This is a genomic window from Cohnella sp. GbtcB17 (genome assembly GCF_019091135.1).
In the GTDB taxonomy this organism is placed as follows: Bacteria; Bacillota; Bacilli; order Paenibacillales; family Paenibacillaceae; genus Cohnella.
The window spans coordinates 61,563-74,454 of sequence record NZ_JAGXJW010000030.1 but is presented as its reverse complement, the minus strand read 5'-3'; the positions used below and the strand labels follow the sequence as shown (position 1 = coordinate 74,454).

The window sequence follows — 12,892 nt, the reverse complement described above, 5'->3', positions numbered from 1 at the left end:
TACCGTTTACTTGGTGTCCAGTTTGATGCTTTGAACCCGCTTGTAAGCTTCTCTGTACGTATCGAGCAGCTTGTCGACGCCGAGGTTGTTCATTTCCTTCACGTACTGATCCCATTCGTCCAAGCTTCTCGATCCGGTGACGAACTTGGCGATGCTCTCATCCCGATGCTTGGTGACCGCCTGGCCGGTCAAGGCGACGATCTCGGTCTCTTGTTCCGTGAGCGCAGGACGCGGCTGCATGGCAGGCAGATCGTATTTGGCCGCTTCCTCGAACGCGTATTTGAGGTCATCCGAGGATAGCGACAAATCCGAATCGAAATCGATCCACGTGTAAGTGCCGCTCGTCTTCAGCCCGGTCGCCTTGCGCATTTCGATAATGTCCGTGTACTGCGGCTTGAATTTAAGCTGATCCCCGTCTTTTTCGTACGTTTCGCCTTCTTTTCCCCAACTGACAAGCGTTCGGCCTTCCTCCGAGTAAAAGAAATCCATATATTTCATAATGTCTTTAATATGCTTGGAGGTAGAAGCAACCGTTAGCCCGCTTTCGAGATAATGAAGATACGGATTGTGCTGCTTGCCGCCGGCTATGCCGGCTGGCGGCGCCATGAACTGCATGTTATATGCCGGATTCTCTTTCTGCATGGCCTTGTTGAAGAAGTCGATGCGACTGATGTAATCGATCGTGATGAACGATTTGCCAGTGGACAGCATGTCTTGCCATTGCTTCGTCTGAAGCGACAGGAAATCCGGCGGAATGAGCCCGTCGTCATAAAACTTTTTCCACATCGCAACCATCGATTTGTAATTAGCCTCCGTTGGGCCGAAGCGCCACTCCTGCTTGTCGAAGTCGTAATAGCCGTCTTCGCCTGTCTCGAAGTCCACCGTCATATTCGCCAGCATCTCGTCCTGGTTCTCGCCGTAGCGGAGCGTCAGCGGGTAGGAGTCGGGATACTTCGCTTTCAGCGTTTTCAGCGTTTCGTACAGCTCGTCGAAGGTCGAAGGGGTTTTAAGCCCTTCCTTGTCGAACACGTCTTTTCGATACATCCAGATCGAACGGTTCGTCTCGCCGAAGCCCTGATTCGGGAACATGTACATTTTTCCGTCTGCCGACAATGCCGCCTTCGCTTCTTCCGGATACTTATCCATCCAGGCCTTCAGATTCGGCATGTCGTCGATAAACGTCAAAATATCCACAAGCGCACCCTGCTGTCCGAACTTGTTCGATTCCTCGCGATTGGGCATATACATGAGGTCGGGCATTTCTTTGGAGGCGACCGCCAGGTTCAGCGATTCCCCCAGATTGCCCGATGGGGTTTGCACCTCAAGCGTGACCCCCGTTTTCTCCTTGATCCATTGCCATATCGGCCAATCCTTCGAATAGGGAAAGGTTGGGTTGTTGTCGAGCAGCGCCGTAAATTTCAAACTTGGCTTGCCCGACGCTTCCCCGCCGCTTGCGGAGGAAGCAGAGGAGCTTGCGCCGGCTGACGCGCCGTCTTTCGAGTCGTTACTGGCACAGGCAGCAAGTATCGTTGCCGTCACCGCGGCGCTCGCCAACAGAATGGCGGACTTTTTGAGGACGTTTGACAAATTCGTTCAGCTCCTAAGCGTTTGTATGTGCAACAACATCGATTTTGTTGCTCGTCTTCGAACATCTCGTACAGACCGGATCGCGTTCGGTCCCTTCGTGCTCAGCCCTTGATAGCCCCGATCATGGCCCCTTTGACGAAGTACTTTTGCACGAAAGGGTACACCACCAGAATCGGAAGCGTAGACACCATAATCGTGGCGTACTTCAGAGATTCTTCGACGATGAGGTTATCACCTCCTATTCGCGTCACATCGCCCGAGCTTGCGGTACCGGCGAGGATGAGGTTGCGCAGCAGCACTTGCAGCGGGAACGTGTCCGGCGTACGCAAGTACAGAAGCGGCAGTTGAAAGTTGTTCCATAAACCTACTGCGTAGAAAAGCGCAATGGTGGCGAACGACGCGGTTGACAGCGGTACCATAATCCGCAGGAAAATGCCGATGTCGTTCAGGCCGTCCAGACGGCCGGATTCCTCCAGCTCCTTGGGGATGCCGGAAAAAAAGGTGCGCATCAGAATGAGATTCCAAGTACTGACCGCGCCGGGAAGCACCATGCCCCAGATCGTGTCCACGAGCCCGAGGGACCGAACGACGAGATAGGTCGGAATCATGCCTCCGCCGAAAAACATCGTAAAAACGATTAACATCGTTAACGATTTTCGAAATGCCATCTGCGTACGCGACAGCGCGTAAGCCCCCATCGAAGTGAGCGCAAGCGAGATGGCGGTTCCGAGCGCCGTATAGACGATCGTATTTTGAAATGCGGTCCAGATCTTGGGGTCCCCGAGCACAAGCTCGTACATTTTGACGTTAAAGCCTTTCGGCCAAACGGTAATCTCGTTCTGCATGACATAGATGTCGCCGCTGAACGAGACGGCAAGCATATGAACGAACGGATACAGCGTCACGACGACGACGATCGTCAAAATGACGGCACTGACGATCGGGAAAATGCCCGGCCGTTGCGAGTTGATCATACAGCGGCTCCTCTCACCATAAGCTGGTCTCGCTGACGCGCCGACTGATCCAGTTAGCGCCATAGATGAAGATCAAACTGATGATGCCCATGAAAAGATCGATCGCGGAACCGTAACTGAAGTTGCCCTGCACCAGTCCGATCCGGTAAACGTAGGTGCTGATGATATCAGCCGTATCGTAGATGGCCGGATTTTGCATCAAGTACACCTTTTCGAAGCCGATCTCCAGCACTTGGCCGATATTCAGAATGAGTGTGATGACGAGCGCCGAGGAAATGCCTGGAAGCGTGACATGCCACATTTTGCGCATCCGGCTGGCGCCGTCGATACTGGCGGCTTCGTACAGCTGGGGATCCACGGCTGTCAGCGCCGCCAGATAGATAATCGTTTCCCAGCCGATATGCTGCCAGATTTCCGAGATCACGTAGATCCCTCTGAACATCTCCGGCTTGTTCATAAAATTGATCGGCTCGAAACCGAGCCCCGTCAGCAGGTTGTTGACAAGCCCGCCGGTCGGTGACAGGAACATGATGACCATACTCGCAACGATAACGTTGGAAATAAAATGAGGCAGGTAACTGACCGTCTGCACGAACCGCTTGACCGCCGCCTTTCTCAGCTCGTTCAGCAGCAGCGCAAGTATAATCGGTGCGGGAAAGCCGAATAGGAGCCTGTACAGGCCCAGAAGAAACGTGTTCTTCATCAGCGGCCAAAAATCCGGATTGTTCAAAAACAAGCGGTAATACTTGAGGCCGACCCAATCGCTGGCCCAAATGCCTTTGAAAAGATTATAGTTTTTGAACGTAATCACCAGCCCGAACATGGGCGCATAGCGGAACACGAGATAATAGATCAGACAGGGCAGAAAAAGCAGCCATAAATATTTGTTGTTCTGCCAGAGCCGTTTGAACCGGGATGCCTTCGGCTCGGGTATCGGCTTCTCCTTTCCGATCGGACGTGTCGTCGCGCTTGCTTGAGCCATACGCATTTCCCCTTCTGTCAGTTAAAAGTCTGGAAGCAGCCGTGATGCCTGGAATCGGTGTACTCGCATCATATCCCGCTTTGTTCATGTAAATATATCTCCACGTATTCCTGCCGATCGTCACGATTGCGGAAAGCGGAAGAACTGAATACAAAAAAGTAAAAATGCATATTGTTGCTGTCAGATTTGAATCGGTATGATGATGTTAACGAAATGTAAAATACGAGATCGCGAGGCTGCTTGCCGGGGGGAATTCGAAGATGATCAAACGTGCCGGGCTCAAGCTTGCTTTTAACACGCTGTTCGTCAAGCTGATGGTCAGTTTCCTATGCGTGATTGTGTTGCTCGCTTCCTTCAATCTGTTCGCCTACCTCTATCTGAGCCGCAAGCTGTACAAAGAAATCGTACGCTATAACGAGCTCGGCATGAAGCAGACCGTCGACAGCTACGAGAATCAATTTCGGATGACGCAGACGATGCTAATCTCCCTGATGCGCTCCGACAGATGGATCGCCAATCTCGAGATTCTTAACCGCGTTAAAGACAACAAGCGCTATGACATCATCCCCGAAGTCAAAGACAATCTGGCCGCCTTGTACACGAATCCGTTCCTTCATTTGGACAACTTCATCCTTATCTTTCGAAAGGCCGGTTATGTGCTGGAAAAGGAAGGCACCAGCAGCATCGAAGACATGTTCGGCAAGTATTACGCCAGCAAGGATTACCCACCCGAATATTGGGCGCAGTCAACGGCCGGCAACACCTTTATGCAGGTATTGCCGGTTTCCGACTTTCAGGAGCATACGATGGGCCAAACGCGTCCGAAGGGTCCCTTGATGCCGATCTGGTTCAAGGCCGCATCGTATGGGGACGTCTACGGGCTCCTCCTGGTGAATCCGCAGCGGTTGTATGCCGCCTATGGCCAATCGGGCGATTCGACCTTTTCGATCTGGGACCGGGAAGGAGCGATGCTGTTTGCTTCCTCTCCCTTCGACGACATGCGTTCTCCCGTGCCGCTGCACCGCGATACGTATCATGAACGGAACGGCAACTTCTTTTATTTCTATAAAAAAGGGGCGGACACCGGCTTCACATATGAGCGCGTCGTCCCCATCGCCAGCATCGCCGCCGAGATGATGAGGCTAAACGTGCTGCTTGTCTCCCTGCTGTCCGCCGCCGTCGCGGTCGCCATCGTCACCTCCGTCCTGTTCAGCCTGCGGCTCAACCATCCGCTTCGCCGGCTCATCGCGATGCTCGAACGCAAATCCGCAGCAGCGGAGCCGATCAGCAACATTCGGGAGTATGCGATCTTGGGCGACCGGATGAGCAGCATTCTGCAGACCAATGAACGAATACGCACCGATCTCGACCGCAAAAATACGCTCGTTCAGCAGTACGCTTATACGAACAAGGTGAAAAATATACCGATGGCGCCCAATCTCGCCGATATCGAACAGCTTGTACAATCGGACAGACCTTTTGCAGCCGTTCTTTATGAAATTGTATTCAAAAATCCCGAACGGGCCTACGAAAGCGAGATGCTGATGCTCCGCAGGCTCATTCACAACCTCTTTTCTCCAAGGGATGGCGTTACGCTGCCGATTGAACAGAATCGGTTAATGTCATTAATTTTCGATCCGGATTCCCAAAGCGACCTTGTGCAAACGCTTGAGACCTTAAAGCAACTGCTGCTTGCAGACGATTATTTATACCTGACGATTGCGGCCAGCCCGGTTTATCCGGCTCACACTTCATTTACAGAAGCGTATGGTCAATTGGCCGAGCTGCTAAGCGAGCGAAAATTGAACGGAGATACCCAAATTATCACAGGTCCGAGGGCGTCGCTGTCGAATGCATCCCGCCTGAAGCTTACAGCCGGAGAGGATCTGCATACGCTGCTTGTGAACGGCAACGAAAATGCCGTTTTCGAGTGGGTCGACCGGCAGCTCGATGTGCTGAAGCGCAAAGATGCGGCCGTGAGAGAATATCGGGCATTTGCCCGGGGTGCGGCGGAGCAAGTTGAGATAACGCTCGCGAAGCTGAACATGCGCGCACGGACCGAAATGCTGCTCGATATCGAGAAAATCGGCCGGCTGTATAATGTGAAGCAGTACCAAGACTGGTTCCGAGAGCTGATCCGCCCGGCCCTGGCCGCCATAGCCGAGAAGAGCGTGACGAAGGATCCGATCGCCTCCTTCGTCCTCGACTATATGGAGAACCATTACTGCGAGGATATCAATCTCGATGCCATCGCCGACAAGCTCAATCTCACGCCGGGTTATCTGTCGGGGTACTTCAAGGAAAAAGTCGGAATCAACTTCAGCGATCATCTGAACGAGCTTAGAATCAATAGAGCCAAAGCGCTGCTCACGAATTTGGAGCTTCGCATTGCGGATGTGGCCGGTTATGTCGGTTATCAGAACGTCAACTCTTTTATTCGTATGTTCAAGCGTTGCTCGGGCGTTACGCCGGGCGAATACCGCAAAGCGCTGCCGCCCTCGGCACAGCGTTCGGATGCAAGCAATCTATAGGCTAAGCATTAGTGGGGCTTATCCTTTCCGCTCGTGAAAAAGCCGCTCGCGGTCGCGAGCGGCTTCAATCCGTTTATGCGTATTACCAGGCGTAGGCGCGCGGCGCTTCGCCTGGCCCCGGGAAGATCTCGTCCAGGCGCTTCAGCGTCGCCTCGTCAAGCGCGATGTCGACGACGCGCAGCGCGCCGTCGAGCTGCTCCATCGTGCGCGGGCCGATGATCGGCGCGGTCATCGCCGGATGCGCCAGCGTCCAGGCCAGCGCCAGATTCGCCTCGGACTCTCCGAGCTCGGCGGCCAGCTTGGCGAACGCTTCGAGCTGCGGACGATACTTGTCCACGCGCGTCTGATCGCTGGCCCGCTTCGAGCCCGGCGCCGGGTTCAGCGCGTGACCGCCGAGCAGCCCGCCGTCGAGCGGACTCCAGGCGATGACGCCGATGCCGTGCTCTTCCGCCGCGGGCAGCACTTCAAGCTCGGGAAGACGCGTGATGAGGCTGTACTTGTGCTGCTCGGACACAAGCCCGAGCATGCCCTTCGACTTCGCTTCGTACTGGGCTTTGACCAGGTCGCGGCCGGCGAAGTTGCTCGAGCCCACGTAGCCGATCTTGCCTTGATACTGTGCGATGCGGAACGCGTCCCACAGCTCGTCCCACGATACGTTGCGGTCGACGTGATGCATCTGGTACAGCTCGATATGGTCCGTCTGCAGACGGCGAAGCGAGCCTTCCAGATGGCGGCGCAGCTTGTACGCCGACAGGCCGGCTTCGCCGTTCGGGCCGTCGTGCGCGTCGCTCATATCGCCGTAGAACTTGGTCGCGAGCACGACGCGTTCCCTGCGGCCTCCGCCTTGGGCGAACCAGCGCCCGATAATTTCCTCGGTCCGGCCCGCATTCTTGCCCCAACCGTAAACATTCGCCGTGTCGAAGAAGTTGATGCCGGCATCGAGCGCCGCGTCCATCATCCGGAACGCTTCCTTCTCGTCCGTGTCCACGCCGAAGTTCATCGTTCCGAGGCAAAGCTTGCTGACCTTGAGTCCCGACTTGCCCAGTTGGCTGAATTTCACTAGCGAATCTCCTCCTCGACATATGAAGTTCGTCTCTATTGTAACCGATACCATAACAGTTTTGCCAATCCTGCCAATTGTCATCGATTTGCCATCTCGGAGAAGCTGCATAAAGACGCCGGACGGGTAAAGCTTATGGTAGTGGAGGTGCTGAAATGGTTATTACTTACACGATTATGTTCATCGTAATGATCCTTGCTGTAGGCTGGCTGATGTTCCGCGCGCGGCAGCTTAAACGCAAATCGGACAAGCGCTAATCCGCAAATGCCGCAAGTATGCGGAGCATGTCGGGCTTCGCCTGCGCGAATTGCCGGTGACGGTGTCCGTTCGCGCCTGAAGGATGCGGGAAGCCGCGCAGGCAACGATCTTCGCGAAGCGAGCCTTCCGCCACTAGCGCGGTGCATATGCACTCCACCGTTCGGCCGAGCGGGATGACGAGGACGCGCCCAAGCGAAGACAGCTCGGTTCGAAGCGAATCGACAGCGAATTCGTATAGCTTCGTGCCCGGTGTGAGCGGGGGACGATGTCCCGTATAATTCAGTCCGCCGACGAACACCGGCTGAGGCAATATGGCCGCAGTGTGCAGACCGGCATCCGCGGCTTCGAACCATTCGGCGGCGTCCGACCGTCCGAAGCGTTGTGCAAGCCCTAGCTCGTTCAGCATGCCGACCAGGTTGCGACGCATGCTGCCGGCGAACCGCGCGACCAGCTTGGCCTCGCGGCATGCGTCTTCCGCGGAACACCCGCGCCCGAGCGCAAGGCTCGCGGTCCGGTAGGCCAGCTCCATCTGCTGCCAGCCGGGCGTGAGTCCCACGACGACGACTCTGGCGTCGCGGCTTATGTATTCGTGGTGCGGCGCGTAATACATGTCGACCGGTCCTTCGCGCCAAAGTCTCGTTTCCGGGACGAGCAAATCTTCCTTTGCGTAACGCTCCTTCTTCGGCAGACTCCGGATAAACGGTTCCAGGCGATGCCAGTTATCGGATAACATAGGTCGGCTCCCTTCTTACCGCTTGGGGGATTCGTCTCGATGACCGGCTTTCGCCCCCGCGAACGAGCCCCCGTCGGCATTGAAGCGAACGCTTCGGTCCAACGGGGGCTTGCCTATTGCTCTATTTGGGCTATGCCGCAATACGTCATGCAGGACACATACAGTCTTGCCCGGCTGGTGGTTGCCGCTTAAGAAACCGCCTTGTTCGCCCGCTTGCATCCTTCGCGCTGGCAGCTTGCATAGGTGCCCGTGAATTCAAGACGATGGTCGGTCACCTGGAAGCCGTATTCCCGCGCCAGACGCAGTTCGAGCTCTCCGAGCCAGTCTTCCTTAATCTCCTTCAGCCGCCCGCAGACGGTGCAGATCAAATGGTGATGCATATGCGCGCTCTCGTCGCTCCGGAGATCGAACCGGGCGACCCCGTCTCCGAAATTCATTTTTTCGACGATATGAAGCTCGGCCAACAGCTCCAGGGTGCGGTAGACGGTCGCAAGGCCGATGTCCGGTTGCACTTCCCGCACAAGCATGAACACTTCCTCCGCGCTGAGATGGTCCTGCTCGTATTCGAGCAGCACGCGTACTGTCGCCTCGCGCTGCGAGGTCAGCTTGTAGCCTTTGCTGAGCAATTGCTTATTTATTTTAATGAGTTGATCTTCGAACGCCGCCATCGGGATTGCCCCCTTCGTCCGCAGGACGGATAAACGCCATGCAGATTATAATGATTCTAAACTATTATAACCGATGACTTCCATAAAAGAAATCGCCGCGTTTGAATGAAAACGCTTGACATGATACATATTGTATCATACAGTTATAAACAAATAGACCACTTAATATAGCAAGGAGCTACGCGCTATGAGCATGGGAGACCGCCTTCGGCAGCTTCGCCTCGAACGCCACCTGTCCCAAGAGGAAGTGGCGCGTCAGGTCGGCATTACGAGATCCGCTTACAGCCATTATGAAATCAACAACCGACACCCCGTTTACGAAACGCTCATCAAGCTTGCGAATTACTTCAATGTCTCGCTCGATTACATCATCGGTGGAGGAGGCGCGAAGCGCCCGGCGCATCCGACCGAGCCCCAAGAGCATAAAATGCTCGAACTGTTCAAGTCGATGGACCAGGAGCAGCGTCAGCAGTCGATCGGCCTCCTGATCGACATCGTCGAAGGCGAGCGCAAAAAAAACGTCAGGTCCGTCGCCAAAAGCAAATCATAGCGGCCAAAAGCGCGCACAGACTGCCGATGCAAAAGCCAGCGCATACATCCGAAAGATAATGAACGCTGAAGTAAATGCGGCTCCAGCCCGTCGCCGCAACGAGCGCGAACGATATTGCACCGACGACGATTTTCAGGACGCGTCCGCGCAGCGCGAGCCATCCGAGCAGCAGCCACCAGCCGTACAACGCCGCCGCGATCGTCGCGTTGCCGCTCGGATAGCCGAAGCCGTCATGCGCAATGCCCCAAGCGCCGTCCGGACGCTCGTAGCCGAACGCGGATTTGAGCGCCGACTGCAGGACGTAAGCGACCAGGACGACGCCGACGAACGAGACGCCGATCTTCCAGGAGCGCAGCAGCCACCAGCACGCCGCTGACAGCAGTGTGATCGCGGCGATGACGACCGTGGAGCCCATCTCGTTCATCGTGCGCCACAAGCTCGTCCAGCCGGGTGTGCGGGCGTCCGATGCCGCCGCAGCCGCCGCCCTGTCCCATCCGGCATAGCCGCCGGCCCTTAAGGACGTGATCGTCGCGAACAGCAGCGCCGCCAAGGCGATAGCGATGAAGATCGTTCTTTTTTGCGCGCTTGTTAATGTCATTGAGTGTCCTCCTCCTTCATGCGTTTGACGATCGGCAGCGTGATCATAAAGGCGCTGCCCCCTTCCGGGCGAATGCGCGCCTCGATGCGGCCGCCGTGCGTCTCCACAATCTCGCGCGCGATCGCAAGGCCCAGCCCGCTGCCGCCGGACGAATAATTTTTCGCCTTGTCGTTTTTGTAAAATCGCTCGAACAGCTTCGGCAAATCTTCGGGCAGCAGGCCCGCGCCGTTGTCGAGCACCGCGATCTCTGCCTCGAACGGTCTCGCCCCCCGCCGCGCTTCGATGCGAATCTCCCCGCCGCGAGGCGTCGCCTGAATGGCGTTGTAGATCAGATTGGACATGACCCGGTCCATTCGCCGCTCGTCGAGCTCCAGACAGACGGTCTCGATTCCCGGTCCGTCGGCCCGGCATTCGAAAGCGATGCCCTTCGTGACCATTTCCATGCCGTAGTTATCCGCGATCCGTTCGAGCCATGCGGTCAAAGGCACTAGCTCGTACGACATTTGCGCTTGCCGCGCCTCCAGCATGGACAGGTCGAACAAATCGCCGACCAGCTCGTTCAGCCCTTCCGCTTTCTTCAGCATGGCGCCGATGACTGCCTCCCGCTGCTGCGGATCGGAGATCACGCCGTCCCGCAGCGCCTCCAGGTAGCCTTGAATAAGCGTCATCGGCGTACGAAGATCGTGCGAAATGTTGCTGACGAGCCGTCTGCGCGACTGCTCCGCCGCGTGAAGCGCCTCCGTCCGCTCCGCGATGCGTTCCTCAAGCTGGCCGTTCCATCGGCGCAGCTCCGCGGACAGCTTCTCGGCCTTGGCGAACGTCCGCGAGAACCGCAGCGAAATGAGGAAGGAGTTCATGACGACGAGAAACAGCAGTCCGAACGGAACCATGTCCGGCGCGCGCCACCAGCCGTTGTAAAAAAAGATGTCGCTGAGCACCGTACCCACTAGGCCGGCGACGCCGATCAGGGACAGGGCCGCGCCTTCCCGCCCCCGAATGAGCGCCACGATCAGCAGGTACAGCGATGCGGCGCTCAAGACGACGACGAACGCTTGATAAAGCACGATAAGCGAGCTCGACGCGAGCAGCGGCAACCCCCACGTCAAAGCCAACAGGACGGCGGCCGCCGCGCTTGCGGCGATCGTCCACCGGCGCGTAATCTCCTTGCTGTACGTCCGCCTGAAATAGGCGTAGCCGCTGAGCGCGCTCAGCACGAAAAAGCTGTATTCGAGCCGCCCCGCCGCCGTCCACGTTATTTCCGGGACGAGCCTCGGCAGCAAGCCTTCGCCGATGACGCTCATCCGAAGCGCGACGCAAATGCAGAGCATGGCGAACAAGAGATTGTCCAGCTCTTTTCTGCGGAGCGCGTACAGCCCGATGTGATAGATGCCGATCATAAGCAGGCAGCCCAGCACGACGAACTCCCTGGCTTCGTGTCCGAAGGCGAGCCGCTTGATCTGCTCGGGCGTGCCGAGCACGAGCGCGCTGCGGATGCCGCCCGTCCGATGATGGAAATTCGCCAGTTCCAGCACAAGCGTCGCCGAGTCGCCGACGGTTTGAAAAAATACGGTGTCGGGCATCTGGTAAGGCGTCGTCGAAGCTTTGGCTTCGCCGGGCACGCCCTTCGAGCCGACGAGCGCGCCGTCGACGTACAGCGCATAGGCCGTCGATAAATTCGGCAGCCGGATGGCGAGCATACGCGATTCAGACGGCAGATTGCGCAGCTCCAGCCGGTACGTGCCGTAGCCTTGGCTCGGCAGCCGACCGCCAAGCCCGTCCGGCTGCCCGCTCCAAATGCCCGGGACGCGAATCGTCCGGTCGAAGTCCGCTGCTTGACGGAGCGAACCCCACGCGAAGCGCCATTCTCCCTCCAGCGGAACGGTGCCGTCCTTTTGGAACGAATAACCGTTCAGGTCGACGATGCCGTCCTTGGCCGCCGGCTTGCCCCGTTGTCCGCCCTCGCCAAGCGCGAAGCCGCCCGAGAGTCCCGCCAGCGCCATCACAAAGACGAAGACAAACAGCGCGCCCTGTCTCCGTCTTGTTTGATTTGCACTCATTTTCCAATCGCTCCTGCCAATGAAACGCTGTCCTCATCGTAAACGCGCATTGCTTATGCGTCAACGCTTTAAGTATAATAAGGTACAGTCGAACGTTGACATGGCATGGGAGGGAACTATCTTGAGCAAACCGATTGGCACCGTTCTCGTCGTCGACGACGAGCGCGAGATCACCGAACTGATCGGGTTGTTCCTGACTAAAGAAGGCTTCGCGGTGCATGCCGCGGAATGCGGGCAGGACGCGCTGCAGCTAGCGGATGCGTTAAGTCCGGATTTGGTCATCCTGGACGTGTCGCTGGGCGACATGGACGGCATCGAGGTTTGCAGGCGGCTGCGCGAAGGCAGCTGCGCGGAAGTGCCGATCCTCTTCCTCAGCTGCAAAAGCGAGGATGCGGACATCGTCCTGGGCCTCTCCGAGGGCGGCGACGATTATATTACGAAGCCGTTCAGTCCGAGGCAGCTCGTCGCGCGCGTGCAGGCCCATATTCGCCGGAGGCGCCGGCGCGACCGGCAGCAGGCGGAGGAGCAGCAGCGCCCGATGACGTTCGGGAGCCTCGAGATCGATCCCGGGCGGTTCCAGGTCCGGCGCGACGGCGAGCAGCTCACGCTCTCGGCCAAGGAGTTCGAGCTGCTGTGCGTCCTCGCGCGCCAGCCCAATCGTATATTCGCGATGAACGAGCTGTACCGGCTCGTCTGGCATACGGACAGCATGGGCGACACCCGAACGCTGATGGTGCATATCAGCAATCTCCGCAAAAAGATCGAGCCCGACCCGTCGAATCCGGTATACATCCATACGGTGCGGGGCTTCGGATATCGCTTCCTGGCTGAATGCTCATCGCTTCAAGACGCGCGCTGACCGATTAATTCGAATAGAAAAGGAAGTTAAACGGC

11 protein-coding genes are annotated in these 12,892 nt (G+C 57.0%); 3 read left to right on the top strand and 8 right to left on the bottom strand.

Annotated features, from left to right (window positions below):
* Positions 1-6 precede the first annotated feature (6 nt).
* From KVT38_RS17610 to KVT38_RS17600, 3 genes are all read right to left on the bottom strand, one after another.
* Positions 7-1,587 (bottom strand): extracellular solute-binding protein, encoded by a 1,581-nt coding sequence (locus KVT38_RS17610; protein WP_254639306.1) that lies wholly within the window; start codon positions 1,585-1,587, stop codon positions 7-9.
* A gap of 101 nt (positions 1,588-1,688) precedes the next feature.
* On the bottom strand, positions 1,689-2,561 hold the full coding sequence (locus KVT38_RS17605) for a carbohydrate ABC transporter permease (RefSeq protein ID WP_217595049.1): 873 nt from the start codon (positions 2,559-2,561) through the stop codon (positions 1,689-1,691).
* Positions 2,562-2,574: 13 nt separating this feature from the next.
* Complete coding sequence (locus tag KVT38_RS17600; protein ID WP_217595048.1) at positions 2,575-3,543, bottom strand: ABC transporter permease; 969 nt, start codon at positions 3,541-3,543, stop codon at positions 2,575-2,577.
* Positions 3,544-3,803: 260 nt separating this feature from the next.
* Here KVT38_RS17600 and KVT38_RS17595 point away from each other — a divergent pair, with 260 nt between their 5' ends.
* Entirely contained in the window at positions 3,804-6,074 is a 2,271-nt protein-coding gene (locus tag KVT38_RS17595; protein ID WP_217595047.1) for a helix-turn-helix domain-containing protein, read from the top strand.
* A gap of 82 nt (positions 6,075-6,156) precedes the next feature.
* On the opposite strand, the gene KVT38_RS17590 is transcribed toward KVT38_RS17595, so the two are convergent.
* From KVT38_RS17590 to fur, 3 genes are all read right to left on the bottom strand, one after another.
* A complete protein-coding gene (locus KVT38_RS17590; protein WP_217595046.1) occupies positions 6,157-7,134 on the bottom strand; it encodes an aldo/keto reductase in 978 nt (325 codons plus the stop codon).
* A 253-nt stretch (positions 7,135-7,387) separates the two neighbouring features.
* On the bottom strand, positions 7,388-8,125 hold the full coding sequence (locus KVT38_RS17585; RefSeq protein WP_217595045.1) for a hypothetical protein: 738 nt from the start codon (positions 8,123-8,125) through the stop codon (positions 7,388-7,390).
* Positions 8,126-8,313: 188 nt separating this feature from the next.
* Entirely contained in the window at positions 8,314-8,793 is a 480-nt protein-coding gene (gene fur / locus KVT38_RS17580) for a ferric iron uptake transcriptional regulator (protein WP_217595044.1), read from the bottom strand.
* Positions 8,794-8,980: 187 nt separating this feature from the next.
* Between fur and KVT38_RS17575 the strand changes: the two genes are divergently transcribed.
* Positions 8,981-9,343 (top strand): helix-turn-helix domain-containing protein, encoded by a 363-nt coding sequence (locus KVT38_RS17575; RefSeq protein WP_217595043.1) that lies wholly within the window; start codon positions 8,981-8,983, stop codon positions 9,341-9,343.
* Here the strand turns inward: KVT38_RS17575 and KVT38_RS17570 are convergent.
* Together KVT38_RS17570 and KVT38_RS17565 are read right to left on the bottom strand one after the other, a co-directional pair.
* Positions 9,315-9,941 (bottom strand): phosphatase PAP2 family protein, encoded by a 627-nt coding sequence (locus KVT38_RS17570; protein ID WP_217595042.1) that lies wholly within the window; start codon positions 9,939-9,941, stop codon positions 9,315-9,317. The two genes, KVT38_RS17575 and KVT38_RS17570, sit on opposite strands and share 29 nt — an antisense overlap.
* Positions 9,938-11,998 (bottom strand): ATP-binding protein, encoded by a 2,061-nt coding sequence (locus KVT38_RS17565; RefSeq protein ID WP_217595041.1) that lies wholly within the window; start codon positions 11,996-11,998, stop codon positions 9,938-9,940. Before KVT38_RS17565 ends, KVT38_RS17570 begins: the two co-directional genes overlap by 4 nt.
* Positions 11,999-12,119: 121 nt before the next feature.
* Between KVT38_RS17565 and KVT38_RS17560 the strand changes: the two genes are divergently transcribed.
* On the top strand, positions 12,120-12,857 hold the full coding sequence (locus tag KVT38_RS17560) for a response regulator transcription factor (RefSeq protein ID WP_254639304.1): 738 nt from the start codon (positions 12,120-12,122) through the stop codon (positions 12,855-12,857).
* Positions 12,858-12,892 lie beyond the last annotated feature (35 nt).

Bases quoted from the DNA above. Each gene is read 5' to 3' on its own strand.
- KVT38_RS17605 (WP_217595049.1), bottom strand. From the start codon at position 2,561: ATGATCAACTCGCAACGGCCGGGCATTTTCCCGATCGTCAGTGCCGTC.
- KVT38_RS17600 (WP_217595048.1), bottom strand. From the start codon at position 3,543: ATGGCTCAAGCAAGCGCGACGACACGTCCGATCGGAAAGGAGAAGCCG.
- KVT38_RS17595 (WP_217595047.1), top strand. From the start codon at position 3,804: ATGATCAAACGTGCCGGGCTCAAGCTTGCTTTTAACACGCTGTTCGTC.
- KVT38_RS17585 (WP_217595045.1), bottom strand. From the start codon at position 8,125: ATGTTATCCGATAACTGGCATCGCCTGGAACCGTTTATCCGGAGTCTG.
- fur (WP_217595044.1), bottom strand. From the start codon at position 8,793: ATGGCGGCGTTCGAAGATCAACTCATTAAAATAAATAAGCAATTGCTC.
- KVT38_RS17575 (WP_217595043.1), top strand. From the start codon at position 8,981: ATGAGCATGGGAGACCGCCTTCGGCAGCTTCGCCTCGAACGCCACCTG.
- KVT38_RS17570 (WP_217595042.1), bottom strand. From the start codon at position 9,941: ATGACATTAACAAGCGCGCAAAAAAGAACGATCTTCATCGCTATCGCC.
- KVT38_RS17565 (WP_217595041.1), bottom strand. From the start codon at position 11,998: ATGAGTGCAAATCAAACAAGACGGAGACAGGGCGCGCTGTTTGTCTTC.